The sequence below is a fragment of the Haladaptatus sp. DYSN1 genome (assembly GCF_029489995.1).
GTDB lineage: Archaea > Halobacteriota > Halobacteria > Halobacteriales > Halococcaceae > QDMS2.
On the sequence record NZ_CP120471.1, the window covers coordinates 221,979 to 245,090 of the forward strand.

Consider the following 23,112-nt stretch of genomic DNA (forward strand, 5'->3'; position numbering starts at 1 on the left):
CCGCTGAGAGCGTTATCGAAGACTTTGTTCGATTTAATATGATGGACTCTCCCTCCAGGTTTCAATCTTTATGTACTATGGGTTCCCAGTCAATCTATGGGATTAGATGACGAATCCCGGGAGTACCACCGTCAGGAACCCCCGGGAAAGTTAGAGATTTCGACGACAAAACCGACGAACACCCAGCGCGACCTGAGCCTCGCGTACTCGCCCGGGGTGGCCGCACCCTGCCTTGACATCGCAGAGGATGTCAGCCTCGCCTATGAGTACACCGCGAAGGGGAACATGGTGGGCGTCGTCTCCAATGGCTCTGCGGTGCTTGGCCTTGGGGACATCGGCGCACAGGCCTCGAAACCGGTGATGGAGGGCAAGGGCGTCCTGTTCAAGCGGTTCGCCGACATCGACGTCTTCGACGTGGAACTGGACACCGACGACCCGGAGAAAATGATCGAATCGGTGGCCATGATGGAACCGACGTTCGGGGGCATCAACTTAGAGGACATCAAGGCCCCCGAGTGTTTCACCATCGAGGAACGGCTGCGAAAGGAGATGAACATCCCCGTGTTCCACGACGACCAGCACGGGACGGCCATCATCTCCGGAGCCGCCCTCCTGAATGCCCTCGAAATCGCCGAGAAGGACATCTCTGATATTAACGTGGTGTTTTCCGGGGCTGGGGCGAGCGCCATCGCAACCGCCCGGTTCTACGTCTCACTCGGCGCAAAAAAAGAGAACATCACCATGTGCGATTCCTCGGGCATCATCACCGAACAACGTGCCGAGGCAGGCGAGGTGAACCAGTACAAACGCCAATTCGCCCGCGACATCCCTGAGGGCGACCTCGCCGACGCGATGGAAGGCGCAGACGTGTTCGTCGGCCTCTCAGTCGCCGGCATCGTGAGCCAGGAGATGGTGCAGTCGATGGCGAACGACCCCGTCATCTTCGCGATGGCGAATCCGGACCCCGAAATCACCTACGAGGCGGCGAAATCGGCCCGCGACGACCACGTCATCATGGCGACGGGGCGCTCTGATTACCCGAATCAGGTGAACAACGTCCTCGGGTTCCCCTTCATCTTCCGTGGCGCACTCGATGTGCGCGCCAGCGAGATCAACGAGGAGATGAAGGTCGCCGCCGCAGAAGCCCTCGCTCGCCTCGCCCGACAGGACGTCCCCGACGCCGTGGTCAAAGCCTACGGCGACCAGCCGATTCAGTTTGGCCCGGATTACATCATTCCGAAACCGGTCGACCCGCGCGTATTGTTCGAGGTGGCTCCGGCCGTCGCGAAGGCAGCAGTGACCTCAGGTGTCGCTCGTAACGAGATCGATATCAATCGCTACGTCGAGAAACTCGAAGCGCGTCTCGGGAAGTCCCGCGAGATGATGCGCGTCGTCCTTAACAAAGCCAGGTCGGACCCGATGCGGGTCGCGCTCGCAGAGGGAACTGAGGAAAAGATGGTGCGTGCGGCCTACCAGCTCGTCGAGCAGGGCATCGCAGAGCCAATCCTCATCGGCGACGCAGACGCCATCACCCGGACGGCACGTACCCTTGGCCTCGAGTTCGACCCTACGATCGCAGACCCCACGAATGAGGGTCAGTGGGACCATTATGCAAACCGACTTTATGAGCTGCGTCGGCGCAAGGGACTCTCCCGCAGCGAGGCGAGCGACCTCATACATAGAGATACGAACTACTTCGGTAGTGTGATGGTCGATTCGGGAGACGCAGACGCGATGCTCACCGGTCTCACCCACCACTACCCCTCGGCACTCCGACCGCCCCTGCAGGTCATCGGCACGGCCGAGGACACTGACTACGTCGCTGGCGTCTACATGCTCACGTTCAAAAACCGCGTCATCTTCTGCGCTGATACCACCGTTAACTTCGATCCCGACGCGAAGATGTTGGCCGAAATCACCAAGCATGCCAGCGATTTGGCACGACGATTCAATGTCGAACCGCGTGCGGCCCTGCTCTCGTACTCGAACTTCGGATCGGTTGACAACCAATCTACGCGTGAGTCACGGGAAGCTGTCCAGCTCCTCCACGCTGATCCAGAGGTCGATTTCCCAGTGGACGGAGAGATGCAGGCGGATACTGCTGTTGTCGAGGAAATTCTCACTGGAACCTATGCAAACTTCGAGCTGAAAGAGCCGGCCAACGTACTCGTGTTCCCGAATCTGGAGGCGGGGAACATCGCGTACAAACTGCTGCAGCGCCTCGGCGGCGCGGAAGCCATCGGGCCGATGCTCGTCGGCATGAACAAACCCGTCCACGTCCTCCAGCGCGGCGACGAGGTCAAAGACATCGTGAATCTCGCCTCGGTTGCTGTCGTCGACGCCCAGGGGCGAGAGTAGCGTCGGTAATGTGACGCGGAAAAACCGGTGGTTCAGGGACGTGCTCGCGTTTCACGGCGTGCTAGCAACCAGAGCAGTGCGATGCTCACCACAAAGCACACGATGAGTTGGGCAAATGCGGCTGAGTAAGTCGCACGTTCGGCGATAATTCCAACGAATGCTGGCCCCAAACTCCCGATGCCTGTATACACGGTCTTGATCGCTCCGAAGTCGCTACCAAGGGTGTCTTTCGAAAGATGGTCGAAGAGGTAGGCTTGCATGACTGGCGGACAGGTACGAATTCCTAGTGCATACACGAGGACGCTCGCACCGATCAGCGGCATCGATGTCATCGATAGCATTCCAACGAGGCCGAGTATGCTGAGTGCGATTCCACCTGTGGCGATGTTCATTCGGGGCAGCCTATCACTGAGGTCTCCTGCAATTGGACTCGCTACCATTCCGACGATGAACAAGATCGAAAAGGAGGCACTCGCTAGTAACGGCGAGAATCCTTTATCCGCTTGTAGAAACAGTGGCAGGAAACTCACGATCCCAGAGGTGGCGAAATTGAACAACGAGTACACTACGATTAGCCACCGGATTTCTCGGTAGGCGATGACTCTGTGAATCACCTCCTGTACGTTGAAATCGACCTGACTGATGACGTATGATTCCTGTCGCCAACGGGAAAGGAGAACTGAGGTTACTGCGAGTACTCCTACGACTGGGAGGAACGTGAGCTTCCAGTTTCCGAGTGCGAGCGTGACGATAACGATTCCTGCGGCAATCGCGCTCCCGATTGTTCCAGCAGCGTCGTTGATTCCGAGCGCGAGACCGCGTCGCTCGACATACATATCCGAGATAAGCGTGCGCGAAGATGTGAAGTACAACCCGCCGCCGATACCAACCAAGACGACGCTAGAGAGGAGACCCGTATAGGTAGAAATCGTCATCAGCGCAAGGAACCCGCCGGTGAGGATTACCAAACTAGGTACTAGAACCGTGATACGCGATAGTTGATCGGAGAGTCGACCGCCCGGATACTGGACCAGAGCATACAATGCCCACAGAATCGTCAGGCAGAACCCAGCCTGAGATGGCGATATAGCCAGAGTTTCGATGAGAACTGGCAGAAGCGGCGGTAACGCCTCACGCCCGAGTCTGAGCCCGAGCCAACCCAGCGAAAGAACGATTGAAACTCGTCCCATCGGTCCGGTCAGCAAGCGCTCGGCGTGACCCGTCGCGTGCTCTCCTGACTTGCGAGTCATTCCGTGACTCGAACCCGATGCCGGGTGATAGAGCTTCCGTTCGCTGAACGGACTGTCATTCTCGCATTGGGATCTTCGCCCGAATTGGAACCCCGTCTTGGTTCACACACAGACCGACAAGGATGACAAATTCTGCAAGTTCGAATGGGTCCAGTCAGTACACCGAACGAACGCCCGAAGTATCGACCGTCTAAGCTACTTTTACTCATCCTTCTTATCGAGAACGCCAGTTTCGATGAGGTCATGGATTTTCTCGTCAGAGTAGCCCAGTTCAGAGAGCACTGCAAAGGTGTGTTCGCCGAGTTCAGGTGGTCGCCCGCCGAGTTCGGGCGAGCCCTTGTCGGTGCGGAAAGGGAGCGTCGAGGTTAGCAGTGATTCCTCGGCCGCCAGATTATACGAGTCAGTGAGCATTCCTCTGGCTTTCACATGTGGATCTTGATCGACGAGCTCGCCAACATCCTGTACCGAACCTATCGGAACGCTCGCTTGAGCCAACCGCTCGACCAGTTGCTCACGGTCGAACTGCGCAAAGCTTTGTTTCAATTCAGCTTCGAGGGCGTCGGTGTTCTCGATCCGTGTAGCATCTGTCTCAAAGCGCTCATCCTCGATCAAGTCGTCTCGATCGATTACATGACACATGCTCTCGTACTGTTGTTGGGTGATTGCCTTTACGTAGAATGGCTTGTCGTCACCAGCGTAATAGACCCTGTCAGTAACGTCGTTCCCCGAGCCAGTGCGCTCGCGAACGCGTCCTGTACGCGAGTATTCAGCGATTCGATACGCCATCCACGACACTGCCGTATCGAAAAGCGATGTATCGATGTACCTCCCTTCACCCGTTTGTTCCCGCTCTAATGCAGCGGCCATAACGAACAGTGCTGCGTGAACCGCGGTTCCACAGTCGATAAAGCTCGCTCCAATTCGAACTGGAGGGCGATCGGGATATCCCGTTGATGCAAGGACGCCGCTCAGTGCCTGTGCAATCGGATCATATGCAGGGAAGTCACGGTACGGGCCGTCCTGACCGAATCCACTAATCGAGCAGTAGATGACGTCCGCGTTCTGTTTTGCGACTGCGTCGTAATCCAGTCCAAACCGTTCGAGAACTCCAGGTCTGAAGTTCTCGACGACGATATCGACCCGCTCGGCGAGTTGCTGGGCGATTCTCTTCCCCTCGTCAGTTTTCAGGTCAATACTGACTGAGCGTTTTCCTCCGAGATTGAATGAGGAAAACGCGTCAACCCATTCTGATCGGGGACGTTCCCCACCAGGCGGTTCGATTTTTATGACGTCTGCACCTAGTCCGGCCAATAATTGCGTACAGTGCGGTCCCGAGACCTCTCGAGTGAAATCGAGAACCTCGAAACCCGTGAGTGGTTTCATCTCGCACAAGGATTCTCTATTTAATTATTTAAGTATTGTGACGACTGTCAAATTCAATCGTCGCCTGAGACCGTCGATGCAAACGGAGCAATCGCGGGGGATTCTCGTCTGCTCATTATCTGGTACTGCATCAATCAGTGAATCCAGTATATTCGTCTGCAGCGCTCGATATTCGAGCGAGGCAACAATACTGAGTTGCACGTACGGGGAACTTATAACGGCTGCTTGTGAATCTACCTCTGGTATGGAGTACACAACCCTCGGAAGCACTGGCATGACGGTCAGTCGAATTTGCCTCGGTTGCATGAGTTTTGGAACGGATCGCGAGTGGAAGCTCACACAGGAAGAAAGCGCCGAAATCATCGAGCGGGCGCTCGATCTCGGCATCAACTTCTTCGATACCGCGAACGTCTATTCGAAAGGTGAATCCGAACGAATCGTCGGGAACGTCCTCAGCGATTACGACCGCGACCGATTGGTTGTCGCGACAAAGGTTTACGGAGAAATGGATGAGACAAATCCCAATGCTAGTGGGCTCTCGCGAAAGGCAATTGAGCAGGAACTAGCGAACAGCCTGGAGCGCCTCGGGATGGATACCATCGACCTCTATCAGACCCACCGATGGGATTACAACACACCTATCGAGGAGACGCTCCGCACGCTCGACGACGCAGTTCGCCGAGGGACGGTCCGGTATTTGGGTGCTTCGTCGATGTGGGCCTATCAGTTCGCCAAGGCTCTCTACACGAGTGAGGCACTCGGCCTCAATCGGTTCGCTACGATGCAAAACCACTACAATCTACTCTACCGCGAGGAGGAGCGTGAGATGCTCCAACTTTGCCAAGAGACAGGCATTGGTGTCATTCCGTGGAGTCCACTGGCCAAAGGGTATCTTGCGCGTCCACATAATCAGCTCGAAGCAACCACCCGCGGAGAAACGGAAGACTACACCCAGACCCATCCCTACTTCCAGGGGAATGGGCAGGCCATCAATGAACGCGTGCAGGAACTTTCTGACGAGAAGGGCGTTTCAATGGCCCAGATTTCGTTTGCGTGGCACCTCCACAAAAGCGGTGTCGATGCACCCATCGTCGGTGTGACGACCGTCGAGCAGTTAGAGGAGGCCGTAGAGGCGCTTGACATCACGCTTTCCGAGGCCGATCTCACGTATCTCGAAGAGCCGTACCGTCCCGTTCCGCCGTCCGGTCACGAGTGACGGTCCTAGCGAGCATTTCCAATTCAACTATCTCAACGTTAGTAGGGTTCGTCCGAAAGCTTTGCTGGAATAACATCGTCGATTTTGAGCACCTGGAAAACGACCTCCGATGCACCGATAATCGCCTGGAGCTTCACGTTATGCGGTTCGACGATACCTGCCTCGACAACATCGTCGACGACACCTTCGTCCGGAACGACGCCAGCGTTGCGATGATTCATGTCGTGTCGTCTCCGGAGTTCGACAAGGGTGTCTATCGGGTCGTGCCCCATGTTTACGGCGAGTGTTCGTGGAATGACTTCGAGCGCATCGGCGTACGCGCGAATTGCAAGTTGTCGTCGGTCGGCGATGTCGTTGGCCTCTGCTCGTAGAATGCGACCGACCTCCGTTTCTACTGCACCTGCCCCTGGTACGAGACATCCTGACTGTATCGTAGCTCGCACCGTGGCGATGCCGTTTCTGACCGTGCGTTCGACTTCGTCAAGACTGTGTTCGATTCCGCCCCGGAGGAGAAGCGTGGCACTGCGAGGGTCCTCGCAACCTTCGATAGCGAACAGCTGTTCTCGCCCGAACTGGCGTAACTCGACTCGGTCGGCCAGCCCGATGTCTGACGGTTCGAGCTCGTAGATGTCGGATATGGCGCTTGCGCCCGTCGCCCGTGCAATCTGCTCGACGTCTTGCGAAAGTGTGCGCTTGGTTGCGAGTATTCCGTTTTCACTCAGCAGAAGCCGGGTTTTCTGGCTGATGTCTTTCGTGCAGAACACGACGTTCACGCCGTGGTCCACGAGTTCGTTTACGAGTTGCTCGGCAGCGCTGTACTCATAGTCGTGGAATTGTGTTACGTCCTCGGGACGTTCAAAATGTATCTCCGCAGACCCTCTGCGTGCGCCGGTTGGCTGTATTGGCGCGTCAACACAGGCAATGCGCGCATCTTCGACAGCTCGTGGCATACTGGTGAGTACTGGGTCCGTAGTGTCGATTAACACCCCGCTGTAGAGGACTGAGTCTCCTACAACACCCCCAGGTATCGTGGTCGTCGTGATGTAGTCGAGATTTATATCACCGTCCTGTTCGACCGTTCGAACTGCCTCCACGACGAGGTTCGCGAGGGTGTCACCGATCGCAGTCGTTCCTCGTCCCGTCATCGCCACCTTCGCGACGTGCTCTAAGTGTTCGGTGTTGTTGACCGTAACCTCAAACGAATGTTGCGCCATGAGGTCTGCTGTTCGATCGGAAGCCCACAGATAGCCGTCAACGATGCTGCTCGGGTGCAGTCCCTTTTCGACGAGAGTCTCCGCACGGCGCATAAGTTCTCCCGCAAAAATCGTCGCGGTCTTCGTTCCGTCGCCGAATCGCTCTCCTTGTGACTGGACGAGTTCGGTGATAAGTCTCGCCGACGGGATGATGTCCATCTCGACGTCGACCTCGCCCAGAATAGTCGCCCCATTGTTCGTGATGATGACCATCTGGTTTGAATCGACGATCATCTTATCACGTCCAGTTGGTCCGAAGGTCGGTCGGAGCAGGTCCGAGAGTGCAACTCCTGCTTGGATGCTGATGTTAGTGACGTTCGATTCCTTGTCCTCGATATCGTTCTGACTGGCCGATCGATTTTTTACCATGAGTTTGTGATGTGTTGCGTCGTCATCGCTGTTCGTTGGTTGATCTTGTAGTGAATAGCCCTCGAGATGATTGCTGAGCCGATGACGGACCGTCTGTCCTTGCCGCTGTGAGCGCGGTTGGGGTCGTTCAGCCTCATCGTTCGAGATCACCGAGTCCTTGCGTCTCGTCGGGAAGGTCGTCTGCGCTGATATCGACCTCAGCTGGGTCGGTTACGAACGGATCTTCAACGGTCATTATTTCGTCGATGCCGAGTATTACGTTCGCTGCGTCGACAGCCCCTACGAGGGCGTGTTTTTTTGCGTACGCAGGTTCAATCACGCCAGCTTCCATGGCATCGAAGGGCGCTCCAGAAGCCGCATCAAGTCCTACAGAAGTGTTGCCGCGTTCATGGGCGGTTCGAAGACTGATGAGCGCATCAATTGGGTCCGTTCCAGCGTTCTCCGCAAGCGTTCGCGGCACGAATTCAACCGCGTCAGCAAAGGCATTCACGGCAAGTTGTTCCCGGCCCGGAACACCGTCTGCGTACTCACGAATCCGCGCGGCCACTTCGATCTCGATTGCGCCGGCACCAGGTACCGCATGACCGTTCCGGACGACCTGCGCGACAACATCGATCGCATCGTTGATGTTTCGCTCAAATTCATTTACGAGGTGTGGAGTAGATCCCCGGACGAGGAGTGTTGCGCAGGCCGCATTAGAGGGTTCAACGAGGAACAACTCGTCGTATTCATCGCGACGAACGCATCCATGCCCAAGGCGGTCTGCGTTCACTGTTCGCAGGTCGGAGATGGCGGCTATGTCGAAGAGGGTTTCCAGGAAGGCCAATCGCTCCTCGCTGACGTTCTGGAGTGCCAGAATTCCTTCTTTTGCGAGCATGGACCGCGCGAGGTCGTCGATTTTCTCTAAGCAGAATATGACGTTCACCCCACCATCGACGAAGCGGGTTACAATCTCTCGGAGCGTAGCCTCCTCACTGTCGCGAAACGCTTTGAGCTGCGAGGGGTCATCGACTTCGATGTGTGATCCCGATCCGCTTTCGAGTTCGTCGGACGTAATCGGAGAATCGAGAAGCAAAATCCGCGCATCATCGACCTCGTAGGGCATATCGTCGTGTACTGCGTCTCGCGTGAACACCGCACCGGAGACGAGCGTCGATTCGGCTGCTGCGTGCCCAACTTGGGTTTCGACTGCGAGATCTCGGATGTCTACCACTCGCTCTCCATCTGCTGTTTCGGTAGCGGCGATACGAACTCCATCGACGACGAGTCCGCTGAGCATTTGCTTCACTTGATCGGCATTTTTCCCGGTCATGCTCGTCTCCGCAAGCGTTTGGAGGAGTGTCTCGTCATCCGGCCCCACCTGCTCTGAGAGGTTATCGACCTGTCTGAGTGCCTCCTCAACTGCAAGATTGAACCCTCCGACGATTCGGGTGGGATGAACCCCCTCCTCAAGCAGGCGTTCGGCGCGCTTCAATAATTCACCCGCCAGCACCACGGCCGTAGTCGTGCCATCGCCAGCCTCTTCCTCCTGAACTTTCGCAACCTCGATGATGACCTTCGCAATTGGATTGTCGACCCTCATTTCTCGCAAAATCGTCACCCCGTCGTTGGTGATAGTGACGGTTCCGATATCGCTGATCAACATTTTGTCCATCCCTTTGGGCCCCAGCGTCGAACGAACGGCGTCCGCAACGGCGCGGGCGGACGCGATAATATATCCCCCTGCCTCCTCGTCGACCAGACGGCCAATCTCGGAACCAAAGAGGTCGTCGTCGAAGCGGTCTTCGGCAAAGAGCTCCTCGGCGAAGAAGTCCTCGTCGATGTCGGGGACGGGTGATTGCCGGTTATCTATTTCGCTCATCATTAGGTCCAATTGTTAACTCACCTACTTAAATCATCATATAGAATTTTTGCCATTATTTTGGGTGTCGCCAACTCAACGACCGCCGCTAACTTCCGTCCCAAACGAGCACTGTGCTGGAGCACTTTCAGACGTCGATACCCCCCAGAAAAGAACCGTGAGACCGACACGGCTGTCTTGAATGACCGTGACCAATAGGTATTAATATCGAAGTGGAAGACATGCATACGTCTGATATGAGAGCAGAGAAACGGTATTTCGAGGAGGTACCAGTTGGAGAAACGCGTACGTCCTACGGACGAACTATCACCGAATCCGATATCCACGGCTTCGCCGGCCTTGAGGGACACTACGGTGAGTTACACACAAACAAAGCGTACGCAGAAACGACACCATATGGTCGCCGAATCGCTCACGGCGCACTAAACGTCACGTTGATTCAGGGACTCATGGCGAGTACGCCGTGGAACTTCCAAACCTACGCCCTCTATGGATTCGACAAGATTCGGTTCGTGAACCCAGTTTTCATTGGTGACACTGTCCATCTGGAGGCGGAAGTCATCAATAAAGAGGTTCGAAATGAGGAAACAGGTGTCATCACGATTAACTGTGAACTCACAAAGGAAGATGGGACGACCGCAACGGTACTTAAGTGGCTTCTCCTCGTTCACCGCGAATCCTGACAGGAGCTATCCACCACCCCATGAAAAACATGAGATCGAAGTTAATCGCAGGTATCTACTGAACACCTGGTTATTCTCTTTTACTCGACTCAAACGAAACAACTCGCGGCGAGGAGAAAACTCCCTTGGCCGTACGAGGTGATACCAAGCGGCGCGAACGAACTCGCGGGTGGTTTCGCGACCCGTTGAACTGCCCCATCTTCCCGAACAGCGCCGATGCACGCATCCATCCCCTTCTCAGCAGCGGCTGCATACGGTGCTCCATCGAGAATACCCTCGTTGAGTGCTCGCTGAATCGTGTAGGTGAAAAATGCTGTGCCAGACAGTTCCAGCGGGGATTTCGTGTCGTCGACCCGTTGACGCCAGAAACCGGTGTCATCTTGATAGACCAGGAGACCGTCGACGACGCGCTCAAGAATCTCCCGCACCGTCTCTCGCTCGGAATGATCCTCCGGCAACAGCCCGAGTGTGTCAATAAGCCCAGCGGTCGCCCATCCAACCCCACGACCCCAGTACTCACTCGCAGGATAGTAGTCGGGCGTCTCACGCCAAATATGCCGGAACAAGCCAGTATGCGGATCTTGAAGGTGCTTTGCGTGGATTTTGATCTGGTGTACCGCATCCTCAACGGGTTCATCATTGTCGGTGAGCAGCCCGTACCGCACGTACCAGGGACAGAGGAAATAGAGAACCTCGGTGAACAACTCGATTGGTCCATCGCGGCGGGAGATGCCACCATCTCGCGTACGGTCGACCGTTTCGAAGTACTCATACTGTTTTCGAACCGCATCGAGGTACCGTTCGTCGCCGGTTCGATCGTAAAACTCTAGGACGCTCGACGCCATCGACGCTGTGTTTGCTGTCGGGAAATACGACGATAGGTCGTATTTCGTCCATTCTCTCGACCGAGACTCCCTGAAAGAGGCTTGGTCGCCATACCCGTACGCCAGTTGACCAGCGCTTGTCTGTGTTTCTACCGCACTTTCCACGAGTTCGTGAGCCTCATCAATTCGGATTTCATTTGCGAGAAGTCCGTTCACAGCGGTCGCGCGCTCCCAACTTTCGTGTTCCATGTCACGGCTGACCGTGTACGCAGCAACCCTGGTTATGATATCATCTAATGTTTGTGTCATGCTTTCACACGCCTACCATGTGATGTCTTCACAATCGATTTATAACTACTGGTTCTTAGCTCGAGATCTCTAACCAGCTGGGATATCCTGCCAGTCAATATCCGGTCGGCCTCATTCTTACCGAATCACCGAAGATACTGTCAACTGAACACGCCATATTCGTCGGATTTTCACCCTTCATGGACGTTGTTTTCCAGTTATCCTCTTCGGACGCACATAGAGTTAAGAGACTTCGCGAGGGGCGTTCTAATGACAGAGGTCGACCTGCTAATGTCCACGACTACTAGCCACGAACTCAGTATCGCGTATCGAACCAACTCTCCGCAACTCAGATTCGGCGTGAACGATCTCGTCGCTATCCTCGAATGCCGCGCTGCGGTCACCCAAACCAACCTCGGTGATTTATCAAGAAATGATTCACCGAGCATCGTTCTCCTCGGAAACAGCGCGGATAGAGACCAGCTGGCGGAGCTGACCGATGAAACTCTCATTCCGTCGTCTCATGACCCAGAAGGGTATACGATTTCCCGGATTCGAATCGGCGATGAATCCACCCTTCTCGTTTCGGCGGCTGACGACACCGGCGGAATGTACGGGGCGTTGGACCTCTGCGAGCAGCTTCGAGCGGGGACAAAAATCGAGGAAATCCAGGAGAAAACGGCGACTCCGTCAGTCGAGTTCCGTGCGCTCAAATTCAACCTCCCCTGGTCACCCTACCGCGATGGTGAGCAGACGGAGATTCATTTTGAGACGTGTCGGGATCTCGAGTTCTGGCGTGCGTTCCTTGACATGATGGCGCGCAACCGGTTTAACGCGCTGACGCTGTGGAATCTCCACCCGTTTCCCTACATGATCAAACCCCACGCCTATCCGGAAGCCAGCCCGTTCACGGACGAGGAACTGGAGCGATGGCAGAACTTTTGGCACGAACTCTTTCGCATGGCGGCCAATCGCGGCGTCGAGACCTACATCGTCAATTGGAATATCCACACTACACCCGAATTCGCCGAGGCCCACGGCGTACACCAGTACAACGATCCTGCAGATAAAATCAAAGAATACACGCGTGCGTGCGTCACGGAGGTACTAAACGAATACCCGAAGCTTACCGGTCTCGGGACGAGTGTCGCGAGTTGGACGGAGAACATGACGCCTGAAGCGAAGCATACCTGGCTTCAAGAGACGTTCGTAGAGGGAATCAAACGCGCCGACCGAGAAATTAAACTCCTCCACCGATCGATCAAATCGCAGGCACTCGATGAGATGCGGCGAGTAATCGAGGCTGAGGCGGCGCTCGATAACGTTTCGGAGGTGCTCGTTCCGTCGAAATTCAACTGGTCTCACGGCCACTCGACAACGAAACTCGCACTCACGCATGATCACAAATCTGGAGACGTCGATAATCTGCTCTGGAATCCCCCACCCGATGACTATAGTGTGGTGTGGACGGTTCGTAACGAGGATTTCTTTGTGCTCCGGTGGGGTGATCCCGATTTCATCCGCGACCATATTCAGGCCAACCACGCCTCGAAATCCTACGTCGGCGGCTACATCATTGGCTCAGAAGGCTACATCCCCGCCAAAGATCTTTCTCATCGGGTGCACGAGCATCAGACGTGGCAGTACGCCTTCGAGAAACAGTGGCTGTTCTACTTATTGTGGGGGCGGTTGCTGTACGACCCATCCACCCCGGACGAGGTGTTTGAGCAGGCGTTCGAGACGCGGTATGGGCCAGGTCTCGGCGAACGGATGTTGGACGGATTTCGATTGGGGAGTCAGATGCCAGAGGAGTTGGCGGCGTTTCACGCCGGCACCTGGGACTACACTCTCTACCCCGAGGGCTTTCTCGCTCCCATCGAAAATATGGGACTGGACGACGGCGTGTCCCCGTTCATCTCGATCAATGAACTCATCGACCACCAAACGCTCGACCCGGATTATCTGTCCATTCCTACCTACCTTGAGCGAGTCCTTGACGGCCAAGCTATCGAGGACCACCTTGTGACACCACTGGATGTTGCTGACCGAATGACCGACACCGGCGAGTCTGCGCTGGCCCTCGCCGATTCACTCAAGCAAGAACGACCGGACGACGTGGGTGCGTTCGAATGCGAACTCTGTGACATCCGTACGTGGGGGCATCTGAGCCTCTACTTCGCCGAAAAGCTTCGTGCCGGTGTGGAATTCGAGACGTATCGAATGACAGGAATGAACCGATGGAAGACTGCAGTCGTCCACCTCGAAACTGCTGCCGATCATTGGGACGAAATCTGTGCTATCACCTCTGATCACTACCAACCTCTTCCCTACGCGACGGACCATTGGCCGGGACAAACCTTTGCGTGGGACCACTACCGAGATCAAGTACAGCGCGACATTCAAATCGCTCGGAACACCCGGCCATACGACTATGAGATCCCGTAATTAGCTGTAAAATAATCGGAACTGAGTTTATTCCTCGAAATTTGAATAGAAACTATATCGCAGCGCGGCTTATCGAATTATACTATTCAAGTACCTAGAGAAACACTTATGTGCGTATGTGACAGGTGTTGGCATGTACTATGGCAGCAACTAGTGAACCCGCAGACTCTACTACGAGTCTCAACGAGGGCACCTCACGAAAGACAGACAGTGGATTAAAACGCCGGTCCGTACTATCGGCGGTTGCGACGGGCTTAGCAGCTGGATTGGCCGGCTGTACTGGCGGCGGCGGTGGCGGAACGACCGCGTCTAACGATGGCAAGGAGTTTTCGGGTGTTACGATCAACGCGGCCGATATCGGCTACATCGGTCTGGGGCCGATAGCGAAGGACGCGATCAATAAGTGGGCCTCCCAGTTCGAGCAGGAGAAGGGGGCGTCGGTGAAATTCAACTTCCCGGAAAGCGAGACCTTGCTCACGTCCATTCAGTCAGGGGACATTCCGCATTTTTGGACGGGACACCCTGGCTTCCAAGGCCAGCTCCTCTCATCGGGCATTGTGCAAGGATACGAAAATGAGTTCCAGGATAAATTCCCTAATTTCCTTGATGGCGGACTCATGGATGTCAATCAAAGCCAGATTGAGTATATTTATTCTCAATGGGATGACGTCTACAATCTCATCATGACTTCAAAACCGTATGCTCCCTTTGCCGTGCGGATGGATCATATGGAAAGCGCTGGGTTGTCGGCGGATGACATGCCGACAAGCTATGAAGAGTTAATCGACGTTGCAACGCAACTTCGCGACGCAAACGATCAGAGTCTTGGGTGGCAATGTTACGCTGGTGGTTGTGACCTGCTCGACGTCTACGGGACACAGTGGCTGGCGGCCAACGGTGGAAACGAGGGCAAGGATGGATATAACTGGGGTGACGATTGGTCCGCAATCAACTGGCGGAATGATACGTGGACGGAATGGATCGGGAAGAACGTTGCTCTCTTCCAGGATCACAATCTCGGCGCCGAAAACACCCCGTCGATATGTGACGAACCAGCCCTTCCAATGATTCTCGGTGGTGAACTGAGCATTATTCAGATGACCTCCGCTAATCACAAGCTCTTCATGGAGCAGGCGCCCGGTCTCCTGGAAGATGGGACGATACAGTACGCCGAACCCTGGGGCGGGTCGAACAACATCAAAGCGCACTTCCTCAACGACGGAGCGAACTTTGCGACCAAGCCACAGGGGAAAGATCAGGCGACGTGGGACAAGTCTATCGAGGCGTCGTACGCGATGGTTAACTATGCGATTAACGAAACGCAGATTCTCAGTCACGACTTCCCGGCTGGACTCGCGTATCACCCCTCGTGGAAGGAACACTTCAACGCCATGCCCGAAGATGACTTCACTACGGCAGGCAACTGGCTTGAAGTCACGCAAAACATGGTTCGGAATTCCGACGTTGCGTATGGATACGAAGCACATCCGCTTGAGGGCATTGCACCAGGAATTATTGGCCCTGCGCTCCAAGAAGCTTGGAAGGGTGAAGGTTCTGTAGAGGACGGGCTTGACAAGGCTGCGACGGAGATGGAGAACCACCTGAAACAGTCCAACGAACCGTGGAAGAACAACTAAGCCAGAGAATTCTACCCTCTTCCGCTTCGTACAGCAAACGAATAACACACATCATTCAACTAATATAAAAAGAATGTCTGAAACAACAAAACACCTCAGCGCAGGTGAGACAGGGAACCTCTCACGTCTTGCCCGTGCGCGGGAAACGTATAAGGAGAATAAATTCGCATATCTCATGGTACTCCCGACAGTGTTGTACCTCTTGCTACTAGTCTGGTTCCCCTGGATGCAAGGACTTGTAATGAGCTTCTTCAATTGGCCGCTCTTCGGCCCCAAAACGTTCATTGGACTCGATAACTACACATACCTTATCTCGTGGGAGGTGTTTCGTCAATCGCTTGTCGCTACCCTCATCTATGGGACCCAAACAATTGGCCACCTCTTACTGGGGACGATAATGGCGCTTATCGTCTGGAAGCAGAAACGATTCGTCGGCGTTGTCAGTATCATCTTCCTCATCCCGTACGTGATTCCACCACTGGTAACGGGGACCTTGTTCAGTTACTTGCTCAACCCAAACGTTGGTCCGTTCTTCGAACTGATGACGGAATGGGGTATCCTCGCAAAACCAGTGTATTGGCTCTCTGATGACTTCTCTGCAATCGCCGTCGTAACTCTGGTTGGAGTATGGACTTGGGCACCGTTAGTCTTCCTGCTAGTCATCTCAGCGTTAGAAGGGATCCCAAAGCAGTACTACGAAGTTGCGGAGGTCTTCGGTGCAAACGTCTGGGAACGATTCCGCTACATCACGTTCCCCCAAATCAAAACGACACTCCTGATTGCACTCATCATTCGTATCATCTGGAACCTCGGAAAAGTTTCTCAACCGTTCGTGATGACGAGAGGTGGTCCCGGCTATTCCACGTCGATGCTTGGCGTGCTAATCTATCGCTTGGCCTGGATACAGACTGACTTCGGGTTGGCGTTCGCCACCGGAGTCATCCTTAGTGTAATCTCTCTCGTCTTCATCTCTCTGTTCGTCTATAAGTTCGAACAAGAAGAAGGGGAGGTTTCGATAGCATGAGCACTCGAACTCGGATCCTCTCTGATTCGAATATCACCTTCATGGACGTGATTCGGTGGGCGATCACTGTCATTGTGAGTGTCATCGTTTTCCTCCCCGTTCTCTACGCCTTCTCAGTCTCACTTCGACCGCGAAGCGAAGTCTTCGGACCGGTTCATCTCATCCCTTACGAACCCACCATCGAGCCGTATCTCTCATTCTTCGCCGATTCCAGTACATATCTCGTCAACAGTTTACTGGTCGCGACGGGTGTGAGTATGCTGATCCTCCTGATCGCGATTCCGGGGGCGTATGCGTTCGGCCGGCTTGAGTTCAAGGGTCGAAAAGGTTTGTTCTATGCTATCGTGATGATCGTGCTGGTCCCGGAGGTCATGCTCATCGTCCCGGTCGCACAGATCGTTAGATGGCTCCATCTATTCGACACGATTGCGGGTCTCTGGCTCGCGTTACTTATCGGTGGCATGCCGATCGCCATCTGGATTCTGCGGGACAACTTCATGCGGCTGCCACCAAATGCAGAGGAAGCGGCGATGGTGTACGGTTGCACACAGTTCTCTGCGTTCCGAAAGGTGGTACTGCCCCTCGCAACACCCGCGATTATCACGGTCGCGTTCTTGTCGTTCCTCAGCGCGTGGACAGAATTCCTGTTTACGAATATGCTGAGTACACCCGGAGGTGGCTGGACAGCTATCGTGGTTCTGTTCAGTCTCATGAACCCCGACCACTCACCCAACTGGCCGCTCTTGATGGCTGCGTCGTTCATCGTCTCGCTTCCGCCGATTGTCTTCTACGGACTCATTCGGCGAACGCTACAAGAGGCGTTGAACTTCTGAATCTCTCACTTTCGGAGCCATCCCATTCATCTTCGAGTGTGAATGTTCTGAGACACTCCGTAGATCCTCGTGGAACGACGATGTACTTTGCGGGTTCGTTACCTCAGCCGTGATCGAATGCAGACGTTTCGTGTTCAACTCGTCGGTTCACGACGGTGCTGGTCTTGAGTTATTCTGGCGATTGAATTCTCGTTGGTCACTTCGATTGGTTATTTATCCTTGAGAAATGTCACAAAACCACTAACGGATTCAAATTTGAATTACCGGTATGGGCCTATTTTCCAAAAGGATTAATATTGGCGGCCATGTTAACTGGTACAATGGCACAAACTAGCGATGAACAGAGGGCTCGTAGTACTACAGATATTGGTGACGTTTCTGAATTCAGCAAGCGAGAGGGTGAAACGCTTCGATTAGAAGGCATAACGAAAACATTCGGTGGCGGAACGGTCATCGCGGCAGAGGACGTTAACATTACGGTTGAACCAGACGAGTTTGTGGTCCTTGTTGGTCCGTCGGGGTGCGGAAAAACGACTACCCTTCGATGCATCTCCGGGCTCGAAATTCCCGACGGCGGGACGGTAATGCTCGGGGATAAAGACATCACAAACCATGCACCAAAAGATCGCGACCTCGCATACGTGTTCCAGAGCATCGCGCTGTTCCCGCATATGACCGTTCGGAAAAACATGCGGTTCGGGCTCGATATGGCGACGAGTTTGGATGGACAAGAGAAGGAACGTCGGGTACGAGATGTCGCGAAGATCCTCCAAATCGACGACTATCTCGACCGAAGTACAAGTGATCTCTCAGGCGGACAACAACAACGTGTGAGTATCGGGCGGGCAATGGTTATGGAGCCTGCCGCATTCTTGCTTGACGAACCGTTCTCGAACCTCGACGCGAATCTGCGAGACGAGATGCAAACAGAAGTCAAGAAATTGCAGCGAAACCTGAATCGTGCCATGATTTTTGTCACGCACGACCAAGCTGAAGCGATGACACTCGCAGATAAGATTGTCATTATGCGCGACGGAACTATTCAGCAACAGGGGTCTCCCTACGAGATTTACAACGACCCGGCAAACGAATTTGTTGCCCGATTCATCGGTTCACCGTCCACGAACATGATTCGCGCTCATATCGAATCCCGTGGTAGCAATGTCGCTCTTGTGACTGAATCATTCGAGGTGACGCTCTCGAGCGAACGGAGTGATATGCTCGCAAGCCACATTGGCGAGTCGGTCTACATGGGTATCCGTCCGGAGTATCTCAGACTTGGAGAGAGCAACGAGGCCGTCCTCACGAATGTGAAGGTCACGCTTGTCGAACCGGAGGGCGCTCGAGACACAATTCACCTTGAGGTAGGAGGGCTTGAACTCGTGGCGGCGGTGCGACAGGGTCAGGTACGTGCCGACGAATCATTCGACGTAAGTTTCGACAGAGATCAAATTTGGGTCTTCGACGAAACGGGTGAACGTATCGCCTAAATTCTCTCGTTGAGTGCTTGTATTCCAACCCAGCTCGACTCGACAAAGCTTAGTTCGGGGGAGATTTTTATTGTCGCGCTATAATGTACTACATGACCATGGACAATGATCTACAATCAGTCTTTTCTGAACGCGAAAAACCGCCGAGAGACGTGGTTGAGTCGGAGCCAAAGTACTGGTACGCACTGGCTGCATTTCTTGCTGCGACCCTTTTCAGCATCATTTACATCGCCGTCGTAACTCGAATTGGAGGACAATCCGCCATCAGTGGCTCGTTTCTGAACCTCTGGCTGATTGGACTGGTCGTCCTCGCGGTTTTATCATACCCAGCCCTGTTCAAGGACACTGCATTCATTCGAAAGACAGTCGTCGGGTGGAATCCGAAGTCGTGGTCCGCTATTGTGTTTGGCTTCACACTGCCACTAGTCGTATTCACGGCAAGCCTCATCTGGTATCATCCCTCCGTCAGCGTGCTACTAGGCATTCTCTCGTTTATCATCACCACTTTCCTCACGATGGGTTTCCACTTATACCGGCGTCATAGCTACATCGGCAATCCCTGAATTGGTCGAATCAACGAAAATCATTTGAACACTCCTCTACGTTGTACACGTGTGAAAACTCGAGTCTGGCTTCCGGGGACAAAATCAGGTAACACGCCTCGTAATGTGGCCGTCGTCCTGCTCTACTTAATCACAGCTCCGATATGGTTGACGCTCGCCCCGACGTTCGTTGGCCTTATCATATACCTGAACGCCGGTGGTTGGGCAGACGCACTTACGTCACTTCCGGGAATCAATTCGGGAGGTGGGATACAATCAGGCATCGCCGGCTTCGCCTACACCTTCGCCTTCTGGTATCTTCTCTACGTCTTCTACACTCTGTTCTGAGTTCCCTCCCGGTGATACCTATATACCGACTCGTCCTAAAAGTCAGTGTGTCAGATGAAAATCAAGCGTATCAGCGTACGACTTATCGCTTGTCCGTTGGAGCGAACCGTCGTCGCAAGCAGTTTCACCAAGACGCGGCGCTGTACAGTCCTCGTCACGATAGAAACCGATTCCGGAATCCGTGGACGAATCTACGCGGGGGATAAGCGCGACCACCAAGAACAGATTGCCACGTATATCATCGATGACATCGCTCCGCTCTTGATCGACGAAGAATTGTTCTCCGTTGAGCGGCTCTGGGAACGAGCGGTCGCCGGTAGTTCAACCGCGAGCGATCGAGACCTCTATATGCACGCCCTCGGTGCGGTAGACAGCGCAATCTGGGATGCGATTGGGAAGGCACTTGACGTCCCATTGTACCAGCTGTGGGGTGGGTACCAAGACACGCTCCCGATGATCGCGATTGGCGGATACTACGAGGACGACAAAGATCTCGACGGACTCGTTGCGGAAGCAACCGAATACCGGGAGTTGGGTTTAGACGGAATAAAGCTCAAAGTAGGGGGCGCCTCGATTGAGGAAGACATCGCGCGACTTGCTGCTATCCGAAAGGAACTCGGTGATGAGTACTGCATCGCGTGTGACGCGAATCGAGCCTGGAGTGTCATCCAGGCAATCACCTTTGCAGAGCGCGCTATCGAGTATGACCTTGCGTGGTTGGAAGAGCCAGTTGCTTGGTTCGACCAGTATCGTGGCATGCGAGAGGTTCGACAACGAACGAACATTCCTGTCACGGCTGGTCAAAATGAGACTGCTCCATCTGGATGTGTACGTTTATTGAATGAGTCCTCTGTCGATATCCTCAACTACGACGCAAGCCTGGGCGGAGGACCGACTGCGTGGCACAAGGTGGCGGCAACCGCGGGAATTCAGGGGATAACGATGGGTCATCACGAAGAGCCGCATCTTGCAATGCATCTCCTCGCGAGCATACCGAACAGTGGCCATTTAGAGGGCTTCCATCCCGACCTTGACCCAATCTGGTATCAAATGGTTGAAAACCGCCCACCCGTTGAAGACGGTCGTCTTCGCCTCCCTGAGGGTCCTGGATTTGGCCTCACCTTCTGCGAGGAGTTCATCCAAAAGTACACCGTGGATACCGCTGCATACGGTCGTTGAGTATGCTTCACGACGCACCTCACTGTGGCGCACTATCGGGGGAAATTTTAAGGTGTGGTCGGTCTCCTTATGCATATGGACGTTGGTAATCCAATGAACGTACTGAAAGCAGCAGTAGCATCGGGTACACGGTTTGGGTTCGCAATTTTCTTGGCATTGCTCGCTTCCGCTGCCTTAGATCGTGGATTCATGATTGCAATGGTTGTTTTCGTGGCCTTCGCCATCGGTATCGGCGCACTAGGATTTCGGAAGTTCACTAGTGAGTTGGACAATCTCAAATACATCGACAGTGTCGATGATGCCATTTGAATGCTCTCCCAATCGAAATAATCAGTAACCACATTCGCCGTCGAAAAATGGCCTACACAGATTTCTAGCTGGCGTTAGAAGATATATTCAGATTCCTCGGTAAGCCGATCAAGCACAACATCCGGGTTCACTTCAATCCCTAAGCCCGGACCTTCGGGGAGGGAAATCGAACCTTCAGAGAGGATTGGACCGCTTTCACCCGTCCGGACAACCGTTCCGTCCCACCACGGGGCATCACCTCCTCGGTATTCAAGGCTATAGAAATTAGGAATCGATGCGGCGAAGTGGACGCCTGCGATCGTCCCGACTGGACTTGCCAAGTTGTGTGGTGCCATCGGGACGCCGTAGAGATCGCAGACAGCGGCGATCTTTCGAAGGACGCTCAAGCCGCCGCACTCCGTTACATCCGGTGCCGCAAGGTCGAGTGTATCGTGTTTCAGTAAGTCGGCAAATCGATTGACTGTAACAACGTTCTCGCCGGTCAAAATCGGAATATCGATCTGTTCTCTAACGCGGGCCTGCGCGTCGAGTTTCTCCGGATGGACTGGATCTTCGAGGAATGAGAGATTAAACTCCTCTAATTCGCGGCCGAGTCTAACTGCGGTCTCAACTGTGTACTTCCAATGCAGATCCATCCCAAGATCAACTTCGTACCCAATTTCGTCTCGGACTGCGCGCACCAATTCTGCCTTGTGCTGGATTTCCCGGTCATCCATACGCCGCGCGGCCGTATCGTCGTTTGGATGACCCGGTGTCATCACATCCAGATCAAACTTGATCGACTCAAACCCTTGGTTAACAACGTCTCTCGCGGCTCGGGCGAACGCTTCCGGCGTAAACTCTTCTGACGACCCCTCTTCTTTTGCCGTTGCTTGCGTGTCCGAGTATACACCGATCTCGTCCCGAAATTTTCCGCCTAGTAGTTCGTACACCGGAACGCCGAGGATCTTTCCCTTGATGTCCCAACAGGCGGTTTCGATGGCAGTAATAGCGGACTGGCCGATAGTCCCGCTTCCGGTGTACTTACCTGCCAAGTGTTCGTATATTCGCTCCGGATCTAAGGGATTCTGACCGACAACCAGTGACTCCATCCGCATTGCGACGTCCATTGACTCTTCACCCCGGAACGTCTCACCAATTCCGTAGTCTCCGGCGTCTGTTTTGACCTTGACGATACCCCAAGTATAATGTTCTCCGTTGTCTCTCGGATTACCCTTCACCCCCATCGTTTCTATACCAGTGATTTTAACATCTCGCTCGGGCGGTCGCTGCCTCTCGCTGTCCGTCACATCTCGCCACATTTCGTCTCTTAGTCCCCTCTCGAGCGTAATAATGATATCTGTGACGAATTTTCTCCTCGTATTTGAGTGTACATTTCGGTGTTCATCTATTGGAAACCTGTGAACCGTCTAACCAAAAGTGTGTTTGTCAATCACACCCTTATAACACTCGTACGATTGTTATTCATTTCATCATCTATTTGACGAAATGATTTGTTAATTGCTAACAAGTCACTACACACTGTTGAATCTCAATTTAGCTTCATGAAGAACATCAGTTGGAGTTTCCACATCACGTGAGATTGCACCTCTTAGTCGCCATTGAAGCGCACAACCAGCTCCACACAGACGGTCCACCATTGATTTCGTGAAAATACGATTGAGTTGCAAGCGTATTGTCCCGAACTCAGGCATTAGTTTCGCGTTTAATTTTCTTCATAGATTGTTCACACGCTGTCTCTCGTTTTTGACCGTGTTTGAACCCGTTTAGAACTGGTTGCGGATTATCAATGAATTCAACGTACCGGAAAAAATGGTCTA

The 23,112-nt window shown here is 54.0% G+C and carries 18 protein-coding genes; 12 read left to right on the plus strand and 6 right to left on the minus strand.

What is annotated here, in order from left to right; translation table 11 throughout:
* Positions 1–96 precede the first annotated feature (96 nt).
* A complete protein-coding gene (locus P0648_RS17310) occupies positions 97–2,358 on the plus strand; it encodes an NADP-dependent malic enzyme (protein WP_276275310.1) in 2,262 nt (753 codons plus the stop codon).
* A 32-nt stretch (positions 2,359–2,390) separates the two neighbouring features.
* On the opposite strand, the gene P0648_RS17315 is transcribed toward P0648_RS17310, so the two are convergent.
* Together P0648_RS17315 and P0648_RS17320 are read right to left on the minus strand one after the other, a co-directional pair.
* The gene (locus P0648_RS17315; protein ID WP_369685689.1) at positions 2,391–3,608 is read right to left on the minus strand and encodes an MFS transporter; all 1,218 of its coding nucleotides are present in this window, start codon (positions 3,606–3,608) and stop codon (positions 2,391–2,393) included.
* 201 nt (positions 3,609–3,809) lie between these two features.
* Positions 3,810–4,991, minus strand: a complete 1,182-nt coding sequence (locus P0648_RS17320) for a CaiB/BaiF CoA-transferase family protein (protein ID WP_276249095.1) — start codon at positions 4,989–4,991, stop codon at positions 3,810–3,812.
* 244 nt (positions 4,992–5,235) lie between these two features.
* Here P0648_RS17320 and P0648_RS17325 point away from each other — a divergent pair, with 244 nt between their 5' ends.
* Complete coding sequence (locus P0648_RS17325; RefSeq protein WP_276249094.1) at positions 5,236–6,207, plus strand: aldo/keto reductase; 972 nt, start codon at positions 5,236–5,238, stop codon at positions 6,205–6,207.
* A 38-nt stretch (positions 6,208–6,245) separates the two neighbouring features.
* Here P0648_RS17325 and thsA read toward each other — a convergent pair whose 3' ends face one another.
* The gene (gene thsA / locus P0648_RS17330; protein ID WP_276275305.1) at positions 6,246–7,829 is read right to left on the minus strand and encodes a thermosome subunit alpha; all 1,584 of its coding nucleotides are present in this window, start codon (positions 7,827–7,829) and stop codon (positions 6,246–6,248) included.
* 133 nt (positions 7,830–7,962) lie between these two features.
* Entirely contained in the window at positions 7,963–9,693 is a 1,731-nt protein-coding gene (thsB, locus tag P0648_RS17335) for a thermosome subunit beta (RefSeq protein WP_276249222.1), read from the minus strand.
* A gap of 233 nt (positions 9,694–9,926) precedes the next feature.
* Here thsB and P0648_RS17340 point away from each other — a divergent pair, with 233 nt between their 5' ends.
* Positions 9,927–10,373 carry a MaoC/PaaZ C-terminal domain-containing protein gene (locus P0648_RS17340; protein WP_276275312.1) on the plus strand — a complete coding sequence of 149 codons (447 nt, stop codon included), beginning with the start codon at positions 9,927–9,929 and terminating at the stop codon, positions 10,371–10,373.
* 89 nt (positions 10,374–10,462) lie between these two features.
* Here the strand turns inward: P0648_RS17340 and P0648_RS17345 are convergent, their stop codons facing one another.
* The gene (locus P0648_RS17345) at positions 10,463–11,506 is read right to left on the minus strand and encodes a glycoside hydrolase family 105 protein (protein ID WP_276249091.1); all 1,044 of its coding nucleotides are present in this window, start codon (positions 11,504–11,506) and stop codon (positions 10,463–10,465) included.
* 186 nt (positions 11,507–11,692) lie between these two features.
* Between P0648_RS17345 and P0648_RS17350 the strand changes: the two genes are divergently transcribed.
* From P0648_RS17350 to P0648_RS17390, 9 genes are all read left to right on the plus strand, one after another.
* The gene (locus tag P0648_RS17350; RefSeq protein WP_277505923.1) at positions 11,693–13,930 is read left to right on the plus strand and encodes a hypothetical protein; all 2,238 of its coding nucleotides are present in this window, start codon (positions 11,693–11,695) and stop codon (positions 13,928–13,930) included.
* A 140-nt stretch (positions 13,931–14,070) separates the two neighbouring features.
* Complete coding sequence (locus P0648_RS17355; protein WP_276249089.1) at positions 14,071–15,567, plus strand: extracellular solute-binding protein; 1,497 nt, start codon at positions 14,071–14,073, stop codon at positions 15,565–15,567.
* A 73-nt stretch (positions 15,568–15,640) separates the two neighbouring features.
* The gene (locus P0648_RS17360; RefSeq protein ID WP_276249088.1) at positions 15,641–16,591 is read left to right on the plus strand and encodes a carbohydrate ABC transporter permease; all 951 of its coding nucleotides are present in this window, start codon (positions 15,641–15,643) and stop codon (positions 16,589–16,591) included.
* The gene (locus tag P0648_RS17365) at positions 16,588–17,424 is read left to right on the plus strand and encodes a carbohydrate ABC transporter permease (RefSeq protein ID WP_276249087.1); all 837 of its coding nucleotides are present in this window, start codon (positions 16,588–16,590) and stop codon (positions 17,422–17,424) included. Before P0648_RS17360 ends, P0648_RS17365 begins: the two co-directional genes overlap by 4 nt.
* Positions 17,425–17,744: 320 nt before the next feature.
* The gene (locus P0648_RS17370; protein ID WP_276249086.1) at positions 17,745–18,914 is read left to right on the plus strand and encodes an ABC transporter ATP-binding protein; all 1,170 of its coding nucleotides are present in this window, start codon (positions 17,745–17,747) and stop codon (positions 18,912–18,914) included.
* A 92-nt stretch (positions 18,915–19,006) separates the two neighbouring features.
* Positions 19,007–19,477 carry a hypothetical protein gene (locus P0648_RS17375; RefSeq protein ID WP_277505924.1) on the plus strand — a complete coding sequence of 157 codons (471 nt, stop codon included), beginning with the start codon at positions 19,007–19,009 and terminating at the stop codon, positions 19,475–19,477.
* 105 nt (positions 19,478–19,582) lie between these two features.
* Complete coding sequence (locus tag P0648_RS17380; protein ID WP_276249084.1) at positions 19,583–19,804, plus strand: hypothetical protein; 222 nt, start codon at positions 19,583–19,585, stop codon at positions 19,802–19,804.
* A gap of 54 nt (positions 19,805–19,858) precedes the next feature.
* Positions 19,859–20,983 (plus strand): mandelate racemase/muconate lactonizing enzyme family protein, encoded by a 1,125-nt coding sequence (locus P0648_RS17385; protein WP_276275316.1) that lies wholly within the window; start codon positions 19,859–19,861, stop codon positions 20,981–20,983.
* A 75-nt stretch (positions 20,984–21,058) separates the two neighbouring features.
* On the plus strand, positions 21,059–21,292 hold the full coding sequence (locus P0648_RS17390; protein ID WP_276249082.1) for a hypothetical protein: 234 nt from the start codon (positions 21,059–21,061) through the stop codon (positions 21,290–21,292).
* Positions 21,293–21,366: 74 nt separating this feature from the next.
* Here P0648_RS17390 and P0648_RS17395 read toward each other — a convergent pair whose 3' ends face one another.
* Positions 21,367–22,581: a mandelate racemase/muconate lactonizing enzyme family protein gene (locus P0648_RS17395; RefSeq protein ID WP_276249081.1), complete on the minus strand. Its 1,215-nt coding sequence runs from the start codon at positions 22,579–22,581 to the stop codon at positions 21,367–21,369.
* Positions 22,582–23,112: the final 531 nt, after the last annotated feature.